The organism is Stenotrophomonas sp. YJH_SMC_80 (assembly GCF_059372495.1).
The window spans coordinates 79,405-96,451 of sequence record NZ_JCAFVP010000003.1; the positions used below are offsets into that span (position 1 = coordinate 79,405).

Genomic DNA, 17,047 nt, shown 5'->3' on the forward strand with positions numbered 1-17,047 from the left:
GTTGCCATGGGCCACGACCACGATCACCTGCCATCCGAGATCCGCCACGAGAAACCCTTGTGGTGGGCGCTCGGCCTGACCTCCACCTTCCTCGTCGTCGAAGTGGTGGGCGCGTTCTGGACCAACAGCCTGGCGCTGTTGTCCGACGCGGCACACATGGCCACCGACGCGCTGGCCCTGATGATCGCGCTGGTCGCGGTGCGGCTGAGCCGGCGCCCGCCGGATGCGCGCCGCACCTACGGCTATGCGCGCCTGGAAGCGCTGGGCGCAATGATCAACGGCGCGATGCTGTTCGTGGTTGCCGGCTACATCCTGTGGGAAGCCGTCGGGCGCTTCAGCAAGCCGCAGGAGATCGCCTCCACCGGCATGCTGGTGATCGCCTCGGCCGGCCTGGTCATCAACCTGATCTCGATGCGCCTGCTGCAGGCCGGCAGCGGCGAGAGTCTCAACGTGAAGGGCGCCTACCTGGAAGTATGGGCGGACATGCTCGGCTCGGTGGCGGTGATTGCGGGTGCGGTGCTGATCCAGTTCACCGGCTGGAAGCCGATCGATCCGATCCTGGCGGTGCTGATCGGCCTGTGGGTGTTGCCGCGCACCTGGGTGCTGATGCGCGAGGCGATCAACGTGCTGCTGGAAGGCGTGCCCAAGGGCATGGACGTGGCCAAGGTGCGCGACAGCCTGTCCAGCCACGCCGCGGTAATGGACGTGCATGACCTGCACGTGTGGGCGCTGGCCTCCAGCACGCCGGCGCTGACCGCGCATGTCGTTACGCGCGACGGCACCGATGCCGATGCGCTGCGCCGTGAGCTGAGCGGGCGCCTGCACGATGACTTCGGCATCGAGCACGTGACACTGCAGCTTGAAGCGGACCACTGCGGCGAAGCCTGTGGTGAGCCGGCGCCGGTGAAGGGCGGCGAGCATGAGGGCCATGAAGGTCATGACCACGACGAGGACGCGCAGGGCCATCGCGGCCACGTGCATCGTTGAATGAAAATGAAAGCCGCACCGGGGAATGCCCGGTGCGGTCATTCGTCCCGTCGCGAGGCCAGCCGATCCGCCAGCCGGGTCGGCTCCGGCAGCCGGTAACCGCGCAGGGTGCGCTGCACCCAGTCCAGCGCGGTATCGGCACTGACCCGATGGCCACCGGCCACGAACAGCGGCTTGCAGCGCAGCTTGCTGCGCAGCACCCAACCCAATTGCTCATCGCCATCGAGCAGCGGCGTATGCGCGCCGGCCTCGGCGCCCGGTTCGACGAAGCGGCCGACCAGTTTCGACTTGGCCACACCGATGCTGGGCAGGTCGGTGACCACGCCCAGATGCGCGGCCACGCCCAGCCGGCGCGGATGGCTGATGCCGTGGCCATCGACGAACACCAGTTCCGGCGTGCGTGGCAGCAGCGCCAGTGCGGCCAGCAGAGCTGGCAACTCCCGGAAGCTGAGCAGGCCGGGAATGTACGGCATCACCGTGGGAATGCGCGCTATTTCCTGCGCCACGGGCTGCAATGTCTTCGCATCCAGCAGGACCGCTGCGGCGCGGGTGGTGGCACCGTTGTCCTCAAAGCCCACATCCAGCCCGGCCAGCCAGCGCACGTTGCGTGGCAGGCGGTCCTGGCGCTCCACGCGGCTGGCAAGCTGGGTCTGCTGCGCGCGGACAGCGGCGACGCTGCCTTCCCAGCGCCCGGGGTCGATCACCGTATTCATTGGCTGGAGCATCGCATGCGCGGCGCCACGGCCCGGTGAGCGGCAGCCGGGGCTACAATGGCGGCCTGCCTTTCCTCGCGTTGGAGACCCTGCAGTGACCCGTAAACTCGTACTGTTGCGCCATGGCCAGAGCCAGTGGAACCTGGACAACCGCTTCACCGGCTGGGTCGACGTCGACCTGACCGAGCAGGGGCGCCGGGAAGCGGCCGCCGCCGGTCGCCTGATGCGCGAGGAAGGCCTGCAGTTCGACGTCGCCCATACCTCCGTACTGAAGCGCGCCATCCACACCCTTCAGGGTGCGCTGGCCGAGCTGGAGCAGGACTGGCTGCCGGTGAACAAGTCCTGGCGCCTCAACGAGCGTCACTACGGCGGCCTGCAGGGCCTGGACAAGGCCGAGACCGCCGCCAAGCACGGCGAGGAGCAGGTCAAGGTGTGGCGCCGTTCGTACGACATCCCGCCGCCGCCGATGGAGCTGGAAGATCCGGGCCACCCGATCCATGACCGCCGCTACGCCGGCCTGGACCGCAACGCGCTGCCGGGCACCGAATCGCTGGCCACCACCCTGGATCGCGTGCTGCCGTACTGGCACGACGCGATCGCGCCGCAGCTGAAGGACGGCAAGACCGTGCTGGTCACCGCCCACGGCAACTCGCTGCGCGCGCTGTACAAGTACCTCAACAATGTCTCGCGCGAGGAAATCCTCGAGCTGAACATCCCGACCGGCATCCCGCTGCTGTTCGAACTGAACGACGACCTGACGGTGCAGTCGTTCCGCTACCTGGGCGACCCGGAAGCGGCGCGCAAGGCTGCTGAAGCCGTGGCCAACCAGGGCAAGGCGAAATAAGTAGATACCCACCGTTGGTGGGTATTCTTCTGCTGGGTGTGTGCGGACCAACGGTCTGCACACACCCGCTTGCGACCACGGGCGTTCCCCCTGTGACCTTTGGCCGGTCCCTGTCGTGGGCCTCCCCGGCTACCCTGTGAAATTACCCGCAGGAGAGCCTCATGAACGTCCGCAACCTGGTCCCGCTGGGCCTGACCATCGCCATCGCTGCCTCGCTGGCGGCCTGTGGCAAGAACGAAACCGCACCGGCGGCCGGTGCCGACGCCAAACCGGCCTTCGACCTGTCGCAGATCAAGACGCCGCTGATCTCGCTCAACAGCGCCGACCTCGATCCGGCCATCTCGGCCTGTACCGACCTCAATGGCTTCGTCAACAGCAAGTGGCTGAATGCCAACCCGGTGCCGGGTGACCAGACCACCTGGGGCAGCTTCGAGATCCTGCGCGAGCGCTCGCTGGAAGTGCAGCACGCGCTGGTGCAGCAGGCCGCCGCCAGCCAGGCCAAGGCCGGCTCGGTGGAAGCCAAGATCGGTGACATCTGGAAGACCGGCAATGACGAAGCCAAGATCGAAGCCGCCGGCCTCGCGCCGCTGCAGCCGCAGCTGGACAAGATCACCGCGCTGAACGATACCGCCGCCATCACCCAGTACCTGCGCGACAGCCAGGCCGAGGGCAAGGGCGTGCTGTTCTCGCTGTTTGCCAATGCTGATTACAAGGATTCGGCCAACGTCATCGCCTACGTCGGCCAGGGCGGCCTGGGCCTGCCGGAGAAGGGCTACTACTTCGACGATGCGCAGGCCAAGATCCGCGACGCCTACGTGGCCTACATCGCGCAGGTGCTGACCCTGTCCGGCGTGGACGCCGCGCAGGCCGCCGAGCAGGCCAAGGCCGTGATGGCCTTTGAAACCCGCCTGGCCAAGGCCTCGATGTCGCGCATCGAAATGCGTGACCCGGCCAAGCGCTACAACCCGCTCAGCGCCGCAGACGCCGACAAGCTGACCCCGAACTTCAGCTGGACCGCGCTGTTCGACACCCTGAAGGTGCCGGCCGCACAGAAGTTCTCGCTGGCCCAGCCGGGCTTCTTCGGTGAAATGGACAAGATGCTGGCCGATGTGCCGGCCAGCACCTGGCAGGCCTACCTGCGCTTCCACACCATCGACGACGCCTCGCCGTACCTGAGCAGCCAGTTCGAGAAGGCCAACTTCGAGTTCTATGGCAAGACCCTGCGCGGCCAGCAGGAAATGCAGCCGCGCTGGAAGCGCGTGCTGGAGTCGGTCAACGGTGGCATGGGTGAAGCCCTTGGCCAGCTGTACGTCGACGCCGTGTTCCCGGCCGAGTCGAAGGTGGCCATGCAGCACCTGGTGGAGAACCTGTCGCAGGCATTGAAGGCGCGTCTGGAGCAGCTGCCGTGGATGGGCGAGGAAACGAAGAAGAAGGCACTGGAAAAGTGGGCCAGCTTCACCCCGAAGATCGGCTACCCGGACAAGTGGCGTGACTGGGCGGGCCTGCAGACCAACGGCGACAGCTACCTCGGCAACATGCAGGCAGCGCGTGCGTTCAACTACCGCTACATGCTGGACAAGATCGGCAAGCCGGTGGACAAGACCGAGTGGGGCATGACCCCGCAGACGGTCAACGCCTACTACAACGCCACCAAGAACGAGATCGTGTTCCCGGCGGCGATCCTGCAGGCGCCGTTCTTCGACGCCAAGGCCGATCCGGCGCTGAACTACGGCGGCATCGGTGCGGTCATCGGCCACGAAATGATGCACGGCTACGACGACTCGGGCAGCCAGTTCGCCGCCAACGGCAACTTCGACAACTGGTGGACCGACGCCGACCGCAAGGCCTTCACCGAGCGTACCGACCAGCTGGTTGCACAGTTCGATGGCTACGAGTCGGTGCCGGGCGTGTTCGTGAAGGGCAAGCTGACCCTGGGCGAGAACATCGGCGATCTGGGTGGCCTGACCGTGGCCTACGACGCACTGCAGATGGCGCTGAAGGAAGACCCGAAGGCGAATGTGGAAGTGGATGGCCACAGCCAGGACCAGCGCTTCTTCATGAACTGGGCCACCGTGTGGCGCCGCAACTTCACCGACGGTGAGCTGCGCGTACGCCTGAACACCGACCCGCATGCGCCGGCCAACTTCCGAGCCAACGGTGCACCGTCGAACATGCCGTCCTTCTCTGCGGCGTTCCAGTGCAAGGCCGGCGACGCGATGGTGCGTGCCGACGACAAGCGCGTGGTGATCTGGTAATCGATCACCCGTGATGCGTGCGAAAGGCCCGGCGAACGCCGGGCCTTTTGTTTTCCAGGCCGATAGCGATGAGCGGACGGGTAGAGTCGAGTGTCAGTCGACTATCGCGCGCAGCGCGGGATTTTCTCGATCCGAAGAGCAGTCGACTAACAGTCGACTCTACCGCCGGGCGTTTCACGTGCCGGGAGTCGACCAACCGGTTCGACGGAATCCGCTTGGTAGAGTCGACCGTTGGTCGACTATCGCGCGCAGCGCGGGATTTTCTCGATCTGGACGAAGGGCAGTCGACTAACAGTCGACTCTACCCGGCGGGTCGTTTCACGTGCCGGGAGTCGACCAACCGGTTCGACGGAATCCGCTTGGTAGAGTCGACCGTTGGTCGACTATCGCGCGCAGCGCGGGATTTTCTCGATCTGGACGAAGGGCAGTCGACTAACAGTCGACTCTACCGGCGGGTCGTTTCACGTGCCGGGAGTCGACCAACCGGTTCGACGGAGTCCGCTTGGTAGAGTCGACCGTTGGTCGACTATCGCGCGCAGCGCGGGATTTTCTCGATCTGGACGAAGAGCAGTCGACTAACAGTCGACTCTACCGGCGGGTCGTTTCACGTGCGGGAAGATCTCAGGCCAGCTCAGGTTCCTGCGCCAGCAGGCGATGGAGGCGTTGCAGAACGTAAGGGTCGATCAGACCACCGGATTGCTCGTCGATGATGCGCAGTGCCGTCTCGTGTTCCATCGCGGCACGGTAGGGACGCACGCTGGTCATCGCGTCATAGGCATCCGCAACGGTGACGATGCGTGAGCCCAACGGAATGCTCTCGCCGCGCAGCCCATCGGGATAGCCACTGCCATCGAACGCCTCGTGATGGGCGCGGATCAGCCGCGCAACCGGTGCCGCATCGCTGCGGCCGGTGGCCAGGAAGATGTGTTCACCGCGCACCGGATGCTCGCGCATGATCGCGCGCTCCTCATCGGTATGCCGGCGCGGGGCCAGCAGCACCTCATCGGGAATGCCGATCTTGCCGATGTCATGGAAGCGTGCGGCCAGACCGATCTGCGCACTGGCCTCGTCATCCAGATCGCAGTGCGTGGCCAGGCGCTGCGCGAGCAGGCCAACGCGGTCGCAATGGTGGCGGGTGTAAGCGTCGCGCATCTGCAGCGACATCGAGAGGGCATCGATCAGGCAGGCCTGTGCATGCAGCAGGTCGGGGGCGGGTACGGCGTCAGGAAACATGGTCATCCGCCCGCACCGGGTGGGGACCGGTGCGGGGTGTTCGGGGGCGATCAACCCGGGGCGAGGGTGGTCAGAAGGGCGCGGGCCGCGTTGAAGCGGTCCTCCGGCAACGGCAGCGGATGCTTGATGCGAAGCTTGTCGGGCCCTTCCATGGCATAGAGGTTTGGCTGTTTCTGGATCAGCTGGATCACCGCCATCGGATCGATGTTCGGCTTGGACTCGAACACGATGCGGCCACCGTTCTCGCCCAGGTCCAGCTTGCGGATGCCCAGCGCGTTGGCTTTCAGCTTCAGCTCGGCGATGGCGAACAGGTGCTTGGCCGCATCCGGCAGCAGGCCGAAGCGATCGATCATCTCCACCTGCAGTTCGCGCAGCGCATCGCTGTCGCGCGCGCTGGAAATACGCTTGTACAGGGTCAGGCGGGTATGCACGTCCGGCAGGTAGTCTTCCGGGATCAATGCCGGCACATGCAGTTCGACCTCGGCACCACGCACTTCCTCGCCGGCATCCAGGTCGGGCAGCTTGCCCTGCTTGATGCTGCGTACCGCGCGCTCCAGTAGCTCGGTGTACAGGCTGAAGCCGACCTCGGCCATCTGCCCGCTCTGGTCCTCGCCGAGCAGTTCGCCGGCACCGCGGATCTCCAGATCGTGCGTGGCCAGGGTGAAGCCGGCGCCCAACTCGTCCATCGAGGCGATCGCTTCCAGGCGCTTCTCAGCGTCGGGGGTGATCGCGCGGCGGTCGGGGGTGATCAGGTAGGCGTAGGCACGGTGGTGCGAACGGCCCACGCGCCCACGCAGCTGGTGCAGCTGGGCCAGGCCGAAACGGTCGGCGCGGTTGATGATGATGGTGTTGGCGTTGGGGATGTCGATGCCCGATTCGATGATCGTGGTCGACAGCAGCACGTTGAAGCGCTGCTTCTGGAAGTCCAGCATCACCTTTTCCAGCTCGCGCTCGGGCATCTGCCCGTGGGCGATGCCGATGCGCGCTTCCGGCACCAGCTCGGACAGCTCGCGCTGCATGCGGCCGATGCTCTCCACGTCGTTGTGCAGGAAGTACAGCTGGCCGCCACGTGCCAGCTCGCGCTGGAAGGCTTCGCGCAGCAGCGCGTTGTCCCACTGGGTGATGAAGGTCTGCACCGCCAGCCGGTTCGGCGGCGGCGTGGCGATGATCGACAGGTCGCGCAGGCCGGCCATGGCCATGTTCAAGGTGCGCGGGATCGGCGTGGCGGTCAGGGTCAGCAGGTGCACGTTGGCGCGCAGCGCCTTCAGGGCTTCCTTCTGGCGCACGCCGAAACGCTGCTCTTCGTCGACGATGACCATGCCCAGGTCCTTGAACTTCACGTCGGGCTGCAGCAGGCGATGGGTGCCGACGATGACGTCGATGGTGCCGGCAGCGACCTTTTCCAGCTCGGCCTTGATCTCCTTGGTGCTCTTGAAGCGCGACAGCACCTCGACCTTCAGCGGGTAATCGGCGAAGCGGTCGCGGAAGTTGCGGTAATGCTGTTCGGCCAGCAGCGTGGTCGGCACCAGCACGGCCACCTGCTTGCCGGCACTGGCGGCGGCGAATGCCGCACGCACCGCCACCTCGGTCTTGCCGAAACCGACGTCGCCGCAGACCACACGGTCCATCGGCTGGCTGCTGGCGAGGTCGCGCAGGGTGGCGTCGATGGCGGCCAGCTGATCGGGGGTTTCCTCGAACGGGAATCCGGCTGCGAACGGCTCGTACATCGCACGGTCCACCTGCAGTGCCAGGCCGGCACGCGCCTGGCGGCGGGCCTGGATCTCCAGCAGTTCGGCAGCGACGTCGCGCACCTTTTCGGCGGCCTTGCGCTTGGCCTTGCTCCACTGCTCGCCACCGAGCGAATGCAGCGGCGCGGTTTCCGCTGAAGCGCCGGAGTAGCGGCTGATCAGGTGCAGCTGGGCGACCGGCACATACAGGCGGTCGCCCTTGGCGTATTCGATTTCGAGGAACTCGCCGGGCATGCCGCCGACGTCCATCGCGATCAGGCCACGGTAGCGGCCGACGCCATGGTCCTCGTGCACGATCGGTGCACCCTCGGTCAGCTCGCCGAGGTCGCGGATGATCGCTTCCGGCTCGCGGCCGGCACGGCGCGTGCGGCGGGTGCTGCCGGCGCGCTCGGGGAACAGCTGGCGCTCGGTCAGCACCGCGATGCGCGGATCGTCCAGTGCGAAGCCATCTTCCAGCGGTGCCACCGCGATCGCGAAGCGCGCATCGTCGGCGAGGAAGCTGGGCAGGTCGGCCACCACCGGCGGCTTCAGCTCGGCGGCCTGCAGCACTTCCAGCAGGGCCTCGCGACGTCCGGGCGAATCGGCGGCGATCAGTACCCGGCCCGGATAGTGGCCGAGGAAGGATTTCAGCGCGTCGCCAGCGGGGGCCTCGCGCGCGGCCACCGGCAGCGGCGGCAGCGGCTGGTCACCCAGCGCATGGGCATCGGCGATGCGCGCGTGGTCAGCCGACCACACCTCGATGCGCGGGGCATCGTTCAGGCGCTCGCGCAGCAGCTCCGGCGACAGGTACAACGCCGAAGGCGGCAGCAGCGGGCGCTCCACATCATGGCGGCGCTGCTCATAGCGGTCCGCGGTCTGCGCCCAGAACGCGACGGACGCTTCATACGCACCGGTACAGACCACCGGCAGGCTGCCGTCGGGCAGGTAGTCGAACAGGGTCGCGGTGCGTTCGAAGAACAGCGGCAGGTAGTACTCGACGCCGGCCGGGGCCAGCCCGGACTTCAGATCCTGGTACAGCGAACTGCGCCGGGTATCCACATCGAAACGCTCGCGCAGCGTGGCCAGCACGCGTGCGATGCTGGCCTCGTCCATCGGCACTTCGCGGCCGGGCAGCATGTGCACCGCCTCGACCTTGTCCAGCGAACGCTGGCTTTCCGGATCGAAGGCACGGATCGAGTCGATGTCCTCGTCCAGTAGTTCTACCCGCAGCGGCTCGTCGGCGCCCATCGGGAACACGTCGAGCAGGCCGCCGCGCACCGCGAAGTCACCTGGGTCCATCACCTGCGGCACGTTGCGGTAGCCGGCGCTTTCCAGGCGACGCTTCTCGGCTTCCAGGTCCAGGCGCTGGCCGACTTTCAGGTCGAAGCTGCCACCGATCACATAGCTGCGCGGGGCCAGCTGCTGCAGCAGGGTCTGCACCGGCACGATCACCAGGCCGCGCTTCAGCGCCGGCAGGCGGTGCAGGGCGGACAAGCGCTGCGAGATGATGTCCGGATGCGGGCTGAAGCGGTCGTACGGCAGGGTTTCCCAGTCCGGGAAGGCGACCACAGGCAGGGCCGGGTCACCGCCAAGCAGGGTCTGCAGGTCGGCTTCGAGCTGGTTGGCACCGTGGTTGTCACGGGCGATCACCAGCAGCGGGGCGTCATGCGCACGCGCGGACTGGGCCAGGTACCAGGCCAGGGCGGTCGGCGAGGCGGGGGCGCGCCACCAGGCGCGGAGCTGGCCGGCGCGCGGCAGCGGCGGGGCGGGGTATGAGGTACGCGACATGGACCCCGGATTTTAGCAGAAGCCCGATCGAAGCCCGGTGGGTCTTGTCGGCCGTTTGCCGACGGCCTCATGTGCCGTTGGGGGAACACAATGCCGGCCAGCGGCCGGCACTACCGGTAGGCATGGCCGGGCAGGGCCCGGCGCATCCGTCAGTTGTCCAGCTCCAGCACCATCCGCACCAGGCCTTCGGCACCGGTCGGGTGCGGCACCGGCTTGAAGCCCAGCGAGGCGGCCAACTGCTTCATCGGCTCGTTCTCGGCGGCAACGTCGCCGTACAGGCGGTCGAGGTACTTGCCGCGGCCCCACTTCACCAGCTTGCGCATCAGCTGCCGGCCCAGGCCCTGGCCAATGAGGAAGCGGCTGATCAGGATCGCGTACTCGGCTTCACGGGTACCGGGGATGATCGAGGCCCGGGCGACCGCGCCGACCACCGCTTCGCCAGCGGGCAGGGACTCGGCTGCGACCAGGGTGATCTCGGTCTTGGGATTGGGGTGGGTCAGGCGCTGGGTGGTTTCCGGCGACAGCTCGGTCACCGCCTGCAGGAAACGATCACGGATTTCTTCCGGCCCGAACAGGCTGAACGCCGCTTGCAGCGGTGCGCCATCTTCCGGGCGGATGGGGCGGATCAGCAGCTCGTGGCCGCTGGGAGCCTTGAAGATCTCATGCCAGGGCGGCATGCGGTTGCGAGTGGCCATACCGGGTGATTCCTTGGTGGTCCATCGATTGTGGCATCACCGGGGCTGCATTCCGTGAACGAAAGGCTCACGGCGGTACAGCCTCGTGAAGGCCGTTATTCGGGGGCTTTGAGCCAATCCAGGCGGGTGCTGGCCCCCGGTTCGCCCAGGTGCTGGCGCAGCGCCGGCAGGGCCGGGCCGACCACCCGGTCGAACTGCCACGGCGGGTTGAGCAGCAGCATGCCGCTGCCGTTGAGGCGCAGCGGCGAGTCGTCCGGGCGCACCAGGAACTCGATCGTCATCGCCGACTTGACCGGCAGGGCAGTGGCCTTGCGCAGGAAATGCAGGATGGTGCGGCGCTGCTTGATCGGGAACCAGACCGCACAGGTGGCCTGCGGCCAGCGTGCCAGGGTCTCGGCCAGGGCAGCCAGGATGTTCTGGTATTCGGCGTCCTGCGCCTCGTACGGCGGATCGATCAGCACCAGGCCACGACCGATCTTGCTGCCGTTGAACTTCGGCGGCAGCAGCGAGCGCAGCAGGGCATAGCCATCGCCAGCGCGCACATCGACGCGGCTGTCATGGGCGAACAGGGCCTTCAGCGTGGCCGTTTCGGCTTCCTGCAGCTCGCAGACCGCCATCCGGTCCTGCGCGCGCATCGCCTGTGCGCTCAGCAGCGGCGAGCCCGGGTAGTTGGTCAGCGCGCCGACCGGGTTGTCGGCCTGGACCGCCTTCAGGTAGCGCTCGACCACCTCCGGCAGCTTGGGCTGGGCCATCAGCCGCATGATCCCGGATTCGGCCTCCAGGGTCTTGCGGCTCTCTTCGCTGGCCAGCAGGTAGCGGCCGGCACCGCCGTGGGTGTCGAGCACGAAGAACGGGCTGTCCTTGCGCTTGAAGCTGTCGATCAGGGCCAGCTGCACGATGTGCTTGAGCACATCGGCGTGGTTGCCGGCATGGAAGGCGTGGCGATAGTTCATGGGCGGCAGTGTACGGGGCGGCGGCCGCAGCGGCTATGCTGCGCGCCATGACAGCTCCCGTTGCCCATGTCCTGGTAGTCGAGGACGAAGCCGCCATCGCCGAAACCGTGCTCTATGCGCTGCGCAGCGAGGGCTATGCCGCCAGCCACTGCCTGTTGGGCGGGGAGGCGCTGCAGCGGCTGCAGGCCGGGGATATCGACGTGGTGGTGCTGGACGTGGGATTGCCCGACCTGGGCGGCTTCGAGGTCTGCCGACGGCTGCGCGCGCAGCCCGGGCCGGTGGCGCAGCTGCCGGTGATCTTCCTGACCGCCCGCAACGATGAAGTGGACCGGGTGCTCGGCCTGGAACTGGGCGCCGACGACTACATGACCAAGCCGTTCTCGCCGCGCGAGCTGGTGGCGCGGGTGCGTGCACGCCTGCGCCGTGCGGCGCCGGTCATCGCAGCGCCCAGCGCCGATGCAGGCTGGCAGGAACATGGCGCGTTCGCCATCGACCGCGAAGGCCGGCGCATCCGCTTCCGTGGCCAGGCACTGGATCTGACCCGCTACGAGTACGCGCTGCTGGAGGCGCTGCTGCAGCGACCCGGTGCCATCCTCAGCCGTGCCCAGCTGATGGACCGTGGCTGGGACAGCAGCGCCGACAGTGCCGACCGCACCGTCGATACCCATGTAAAGACGCTGCGTGCCAAGCTGCGCGCGGCCGGTGCCAGCGACGACCCGATCCGCACCCACCGTGGCCTTGGCTACGCGCTGGAGGTCTAGCCGATGCGCCTGGTGCTGAAGCTGTTCCTGGGCTTCTTCCTGATCACCGGCATCGCGGCGTTCTTCGTGATGCGCGTGTTCGTCAACGAAGTGAAGCCGGGTGTGCGCCAGGCGATGGAATCGACCCTGGTCGATGCGGCCAACGTGCTGGCCGAGATGGCCGCCGCCGACGTCAAGGACGGCACCATCCGCAGCGGCAGCTTCACCCGCAACCTGGCCAAGGCACGGCAGCGCGACCTGAAGGCAATGGTCTGGCGTTTCCCGAAGCGCTCGCTGGATTACCGGGTGACCATCACCGATGCCAAGGGCATCGTCATCTACGACTCGCTGGGCCGTGACCTTGGGCGCGACAATTCGCGCTGGAATGATGTCTACCGCACCCTGCGTGGCGAGTACGGTGCCCGTTCCAGCCCGGAGATTCCGGGCGAGGAAGGCGATACGGTGATGCATGTAGCGGCGCCCGTATACGACCCGGCCGATGGCCGCACCCTGATCGGCGTGCTCAGCCTGGCCCAGCCCAACCGCAGCATCGATCCGTTCATCGCTGCCAGCCAGCGCGCCATCATCGAGCGCGGTGCCTGGCTCATCGGATTGTCGGCGCTGGTCGGCGTGCTGGTGACGATGTGGCTGACCACTGGCCTCGGCCAGCTCAGCCGCTATGCACGCGCGGTCAGCGCGGGCGAACCGGTGCCACCACCACGGCGCCGTCGCGACGAGATCGGCGATCTCGGCCAGGCGCTGGAAACGATGCGCCGCAAGCTCGAAGGCAAGGCCTACGTCGAGCAGTACGTGCAGTCGCTGACGCACGAGATGAAGAGCCCGCTGGCGGCGATCCGCGGTGCCGCCGAACTGCTGCAGGAGCCGCTGCCCGAAGCGGACCGCGTGCATTTCGCGCGCAGCATTGTCGACCAGCAGGAACGGCTGACCGAGACCATCGACAAGCTGCTGGCGCTGGCCGAAGTGGAACAGCACGGCTGGCTGCAGACCCGCGACCCGATCGCGCTGCAGGCATTGCTGGCCGATGCGGCCGCGGCCGCGCAGGTGCGCGCGCAGGCGGCCGGTGTGCGGGTCCACATCGGCAACGTGCCCGACCTGCGGGTGCAGGGCGACGGCTACCTGCTGCGGCAGGCGCTGCACAACCTGATCGACAACGCGATTGCCTTCTCGCCCTCCGGCGCGGAGATCGCGCTGCAGGCCGAGGTGGATGGACAGGGCGTGCGCCTGCAGGTGGCCGACCGCGGCGCCGGCATCCCGGACTATGCGCGCGAACGGGTGTTCGAACGCTTCTATTCGCTGGCGCGGCCCGGCAGCGGGCGGCGCAGTTCCGGCCTGGGCCTGCCATTCGTGCAGGAAGTCGCGCGCCTGCACGATGGACGCGCCAGTGTCGACGTCCGCGAGGGCGGCGGCACCGTGGCCAGCCTGTGGCTGCCATCGGGTGCGCCGGGCCAGCGCCCGCGCCGCTGACTTCACACTCGCTTCAAATTCGCCACAAACCCTGCTCACCCCAGCGGTCCATCCTGCAGCCCTCTCCAACGAGGATGGACCATGAAATCCCTGAAGATGCTGCTGAGGTTCGCCATTGTCGGCGGGCTGATCCTGCTGCTGCTGGTGCCGCTGACCATGATCCGCGGGGTCATCAACGAACGCAGCGCATACCGCGACGAGGCGTTCTCGCGGGTGGCCGACAGCCGCGCCGGTGCACAGCAGCTGGTGGGCCCGGTGCGGGTGGTGCCATGGGTGGAACGCAAACAGGTTGAACTGGTCGACCCGCTGGGCGTCAAGAAGACCGAGATACAGGTCACCGAGGGGCACTGGCTGCAGATGCCGGCGTCGCTGGAGGTGGGCGGCGAGATGCTGCCGAGCCAGCGCGAAGTGGGCCTGTTCAAGGTGCCGGTGTACAGCTGGAACGGCCAGATGAAGGCGACCTTCGCCGCAGACGACTATCCGGTGAAGGCCGGCCGCAGTTACGGCCAGCCGTATGTCGCGGTTGGTGTATCCGATGTGCGTGGCCTGGTGGGTACGCCGAACCTGCGCGTGGATGGCAAGCAGCTGCGGTTGCTGCCGGGCGTTGGCGCGGCCAGCGAGGTGGGGCGAGGCCTGCACGCACCGGTGGCTGGTTTCGCTGCGGATCAGGGCGGCACGCTGGCTGCCAGCACCGTTGAACTGGAGCTGCGCCTGGATGGCAGCCGCATGCTGTCGGTAGTGCCGTTGGGCGATGACACCCACATCGCGCTGCGTTCGAGCTGGCCGCATCCGTCGTTCAGCGGCGCGTTCCTGCCCAACGAACGCCGCGTTGATGCGCAGGGCTTCGATGCACGCTGGGCGGTGTCCTCGCTGGCCTCCGATGCCCAGCGCCAGCTGCGCAATGATGGTGCGGTTGAATCGCAGGCGGTGACGGTGTCGCTGGTCGATCCGGTCGATACCTACACCCAGGCCGACCGTGCCTCGAAATACGGCGTGCTGTTCGTGCTGCTCACCTTCGTCGGCTTCATCCTGTTCGAGCTGATCAAGTCGCTGCGCATCCACCCGTTGCAGTACCTGATGGTGGGCCTGGCGCTGGCGATCTTCTTCCTGCTGCTGATCAGCCTGTCCGAGCACATCGCGTTCTGGAAGGCCTATCTGGTCTCGGCGGTGGCCTGTATCGGCCTGCAGGCGGTGTACCTGGCCAATGTGCTGGGCCACTGGAAGCGCGGCCTCGGCTTCGCTGCGCTGCTGACCGTGCTGTACGGCGCGCTGTATGGCCTGCTGGTGTCGGAGAACAACGCGCTGCTGATGGGTTCGCTGCTGCTGTTCGTGATCCTGGCGCTGGCGATGTGGGTGACGCGCCGGGTCGACTGGTACGCGCTCGGCGCGGAACTGAAGTAAGGAGCAGGCCATGGGCTGGCGCCAGGGATTGCGGCAACGGGCACGGCAGGGCATTCCGGCCCTGCTGGAAGTGGATGCACTGCTGCAGGCACATGGCGTGCTGGCGGCCCTGCCGGGGGCACGGATCGCCCCCGGCCTGGTCCGCTTCCAGCTGGCGGCGGTGACCTGCGAAGGATTGCAGGGGCAGGGATTGCGCTGGCTGCAGGGCGCGCGGCAGGGACGCGGCGCGGTGGCTGGCCGGGTGCCGCGCTACCGGCCATGGAAGGCCGGGGCGGAGGCGCTGGCCGAGATCGGTATCGGTGGCCTTCCGGATGACTGGCCCGCACACGCGGCGGTGTACGGCTGCAGCAGCATCGACCGGCGGCACTGGTTGCTGCTGCTGCCGGAACGGGCACAGTTGTGGTTGGGATGGAGCGGGTGATTGGGCTGTTCATCCACGCATGGCGTGGATCTACTGTTGTGGGTGCGAACCTTGGTTCGCACGCTCCCGCCCATGACCGATGGGACGGTATCCCCGCGCCCCTGCTGGCTAGACTCGACGAGTTGATGATCGAGCCGAAGGGCAGGGGTGCGATGTGTTGAAGTGGGGCATGCTGGCCGCAGCGCTGGCGATGGGTGGCAATGCAGCAGCGCAGCAGCGCGAAACGGTGGACCTGGACATGGTCAGCCGCATCCGCCAGGAGGCGTTCCATCGTTCGCAGGTGATGGACACTTTCAGCTATCTCACCGAGCGCATCGGCCCGCGCCTGACCAACTCGCCGGCGATGGGGCGCGCCAACGCCTGGACCCGCGGCAAGTTCAACGAATGGAAGCTGGACAACGTCCACGACGAGGCCTTCGACGACTTCGGGCGCGGCTGGGAGTTCACTTCGGCGAGCGTGGAGATGCTGGGCGACCGCGTGCAGCCGCTGCATGCACTGCCCAAGGCCTGGACGCCGGGCACCAAGGGGCCGGTTGAAGGCGAGCTGGTCCAGGTCGAGATCAAGAAGCCCGAAGACATCGAGAAGTACCGCGGCAAGCTGCGCGGCAAGATCCTGCTGCTGGGCGAGGCGCGCGAGTACAAGCGCGGCACCGAGGCGGATTCGCATCGCCACGACGCCACCTCGCTGGAAGGCCTGCAGGAATTCACCCTGCCCAAGGACAAGGACGCCACCGCCGAGCGCGCCAAGCGGGTCAAGGAGTACCAGGAACGCCAGCAGCTGGCAGCCAAGGTCAATGCGTTCTTCGTCGAAGAAGGCGCGCTGGCCTCGATCAGCATCAGCAGCTGGGACAACGGCATCATCCGCGTTGCCGGTGGTGGTTCGCGCAAGGCCGGTGAGTCGGTGGGCATCCCCGAGCTGGCGATGATCAGCGAACACTTCAACCCGCTGGTGCGCGCGCTGGAGGCCAAGCAGACGGTGCGCCTGCGCGTGGATGTGGCAGCACGCTTCACCGATGAGGCCGACCAGCCCGGTTACAACACGCTGGCCGAGATCCGTGGCAGCAGCAAGCCCGATGAAGTGGTGATGATCGGCGCGCACCTGGATTCCTGGCACAGCGGTACCGGTGCGGCCGACAACGCGGCTGGCGTGGCGGTGATGATGGAGGCGATGCGCATCCTCAAGGCCACCGGCGCCAAGCCCAGGCGCACCATCCGCGTGGCGCTGTGGAGCGGTGAGGAACAGGGCCTGATCGGCTCGCAGGCTTATGTGGCCAAGCACTTCGGTCGTTTCCCGGAACCCACCGACCCGGCGCAGAAGGCGCTGCCTGCCTCGCTGCGCGAGCCCACCGGCGCGCTGCAGAAGACCCGCGATTACGGCAAGTTCCAAGTCTACTTCAACATGGACAACGGCTCGGGTCGCTTCCGCGGCATCTATGCGCAGGAAAACCTGGCGGCGATGCCGATCTTCGAAGCCTGGCTGGCGCCGTTCCATGACGTGGGTGCCACCACCGTGGCCACCCGCAACACCGGCAGCACCGACCACATCAGCTTCGACCGCATCGGCCTGCCGGGCTTCCAGTTCATCCAGGACCGGCTGGACTACTTCACCAATGTCCACCACAGCCACCTGGACACCTGGGACCACGCCGAACCGGACGACCTCAAGCAGGCCGCAGCCATCGTCGCCTCGTTCGCCTACAACGCCGCGATGCGCGAGCAGCCGTTCCCGCGCAAGGTGGAACCGTAAAAGGGGACGGAGGGGATTAAGTCGTTTCTCCCCTCCGTATCCCGGTTGCAGGCCCAGC

13 protein-coding genes are annotated in these 17,047 nt (G+C 67.2%); 8 read left to right on the top strand and 5 right to left on the bottom strand.

Going from position 1 to position 17,047, the window contains the following annotated elements:
- The first annotated feature begins 6 nt into the window (after nt 1-6).
- Nucleotides 7-987 (top strand): cation diffusion facilitator family transporter, encoded by a 981-nt coding sequence (locus AC5P99_RS06145; RefSeq protein ID WP_329752759.1) that lies wholly within the window; start codon nt 7-9, stop codon nt 985-987.
- A 38-nt stretch (nt 988-1,025) separates the two neighbouring features.
- Here AC5P99_RS06145 and nfi read toward each other — a convergent pair whose 3' ends face one another.
- Nucleotides 1,026-1,700: a deoxyribonuclease V gene (gene nfi / locus AC5P99_RS06150; protein ID WP_285311869.1), complete on the bottom strand. Its 675-nt coding sequence runs from the start codon at nt 1,698-1,700 to the stop codon at nt 1,026-1,028.
- A 94-nt stretch (nt 1,701-1,794) separates the two neighbouring features.
- Here nfi and gpmA point away from each other — a divergent pair, with 94 nt between their 5' ends.
- Together gpmA and AC5P99_RS06160 are read left to right on the top strand one after the other, a co-directional pair.
- Complete coding sequence (gpmA, locus tag AC5P99_RS06155; protein WP_005408679.1) at nt 1,795-2,544, top strand: 2,3-diphosphoglycerate-dependent phosphoglycerate mutase; 750 nt, start codon at nt 1,795-1,797, stop codon at nt 2,542-2,544.
- 161 nt (nt 2,545-2,705) lie between these two features.
- Nucleotides 2,706-4,799: a M13 family metallopeptidase gene (locus tag AC5P99_RS06160; RefSeq protein WP_495212987.1), complete on the top strand. Its 2,094-nt coding sequence runs from the start codon at nt 2,706-2,708 to the stop codon at nt 4,797-4,799.
- Between the two features lie 621 nt (nt 4,800-5,420).
- Here AC5P99_RS06160 and AC5P99_RS06165 read toward each other — a convergent pair.
- The 4 genes from AC5P99_RS06165 to AC5P99_RS06180 form a co-directional block, all read right to left on the bottom strand.
- The gene (locus tag AC5P99_RS06165) at nt 5,421-6,038 is read right to left on the bottom strand and encodes an HD-GYP domain-containing protein (protein WP_495212988.1); all 618 of its coding nucleotides are present in this window, start codon (nt 6,036-6,038) and stop codon (nt 5,421-5,423) included.
- Nucleotides 6,039-6,082: 44 nt separating this feature from the next.
- Nucleotides 6,083-9,547 (bottom strand): transcription-repair coupling factor, encoded by a 3,465-nt coding sequence (gene mfd / locus AC5P99_RS06170; protein ID WP_237827126.1) that lies wholly within the window; start codon nt 9,545-9,547, stop codon nt 6,083-6,085.
- A gap of 149 nt (nt 9,548-9,696) precedes the next feature.
- Nucleotides 9,697-10,242: a GNAT family N-acetyltransferase gene (locus tag AC5P99_RS06175; protein ID WP_004150340.1), complete on the bottom strand. Its 546-nt coding sequence runs from the start codon at nt 10,240-10,242 to the stop codon at nt 9,697-9,699.
- A gap of 95 nt (nt 10,243-10,337) precedes the next feature.
- Nucleotides 10,338-11,195 (bottom strand): 23S rRNA (adenine(2030)-N(6))-methyltransferase RlmJ, encoded by an 858-nt coding sequence (locus AC5P99_RS06180; protein ID WP_005408683.1) that lies wholly within the window; start codon nt 11,193-11,195, stop codon nt 10,338-10,340.
- Nucleotides 11,196-11,230: 35 nt separating this feature from the next.
- Here AC5P99_RS06180 and creB point away from each other — a divergent pair, with 35 nt between their 5' ends.
- The 5 genes from creB to AC5P99_RS06205 all read left to right on the top strand — a co-directional run bounded on the left by creB (nt 11,231) and on the right by AC5P99_RS06205 (nt 16,989).
- Complete coding sequence (creB, locus tag AC5P99_RS06185; RefSeq protein ID WP_080047689.1) at nt 11,231-11,956, top strand: two-component system response regulator CreB; 726 nt, start codon at nt 11,231-11,233, stop codon at nt 11,954-11,956.
- A gap of 3 nt (nt 11,957-11,959) precedes the next feature.
- A complete protein-coding gene (creC, locus tag AC5P99_RS06190) occupies nt 11,960-13,420 on the top strand; it encodes a two-component system sensor histidine kinase CreC (protein ID WP_012479573.1) in 1,461 nt (486 codons plus the stop codon).
- An 81-nt stretch (nt 13,421-13,501) separates the two neighbouring features.
- Nucleotides 13,502-14,821 (top strand): cell envelope integrity protein CreD, encoded by a 1,320-nt coding sequence (gene creD / locus AC5P99_RS06195; protein WP_005408686.1) that lies wholly within the window; start codon nt 13,502-13,504, stop codon nt 14,819-14,821.
- A gap of 10 nt (nt 14,822-14,831) precedes the next feature.
- Complete coding sequence (locus tag AC5P99_RS06200) at nt 14,832-15,242, top strand: hypothetical protein (RefSeq protein WP_012479575.1); 411 nt, start codon at nt 14,832-14,834, stop codon at nt 15,240-15,242.
- A gap of 169 nt (nt 15,243-15,411) precedes the next feature.
- Complete coding sequence (locus tag AC5P99_RS06205) at nt 15,412-16,989, top strand: M20/M25/M40 family metallo-hydrolase (protein WP_495212989.1); 1,578 nt, start codon at nt 15,412-15,414, stop codon at nt 16,987-16,989.
- The last annotated feature ends 58 nt before the right edge of the window (nt 16,990-17,047 follow it).

Coding starts and splice junctions, on each gene's coding strand:
- AC5P99_RS06165 (WP_495212988.1), bottom strand. CDS start 6,038: ATGACCATGTTTCCTGACGCCGTACCCGCCCCCGACCTGCTGCATGCA.
- AC5P99_RS06160 (WP_495212987.1), top strand. CDS start 2,706: ATGAACGTCCGCAACCTGGTCCCGCTGGGCCTGACCATCGCCATCGCT.
- AC5P99_RS06175 (WP_004150340.1), bottom strand. CDS start 10,242: ATGGCCACTCGCAACCGCATGCCGCCCTGGCATGAGATCTTCAAGGCT.
- AC5P99_RS06145 (WP_329752759.1), top strand. CDS start 7: ATGGGCCACGACCACGATCACCTGCCATCCGAGATCCGCCACGAGAAA.
- mfd (WP_237827126.1), bottom strand. CDS start 9,547: ATGTCGCGTACCTCATACCCCGCCCCGCCGCTGCCGCGCGCCGGCCAG.
- nfi (WP_285311869.1), bottom strand. CDS start 1,700: ATGAATACGGTGATCGACCCCGGGCGCTGGGAAGGCAGCGTCGCCGCT.
- AC5P99_RS06180 (WP_005408683.1), bottom strand. CDS start 11,195: ATGAACTATCGCCACGCCTTCCATGCCGGCAACCACGCCGATGTGCTC.
- creB (WP_080047689.1), top strand. CDS start 11,231: ATGCTGCGCGCCATGACAGCTCCCGTTGCCCATGTCCTGGTAGTCGAG.
- AC5P99_RS06200 (WP_012479575.1), top strand. CDS start 14,832: ATGGGCTGGCGCCAGGGATTGCGGCAACGGGCACGGCAGGGCATTCCG.
- AC5P99_RS06205 (WP_495212989.1), top strand. CDS start 15,412: ATGCTGGCCGCAGCGCTGGCGATGGGTGGCAATGCAGCAGCGCAGCAG.
- creD (WP_005408686.1), top strand. CDS start 13,502: ATGAAATCCCTGAAGATGCTGCTGAGGTTCGCCATTGTCGGCGGGCTG.
- creC (WP_012479573.1), top strand. CDS start 11,960: ATGCGCCTGGTGCTGAAGCTGTTCCTGGGCTTCTTCCTGATCACCGGC.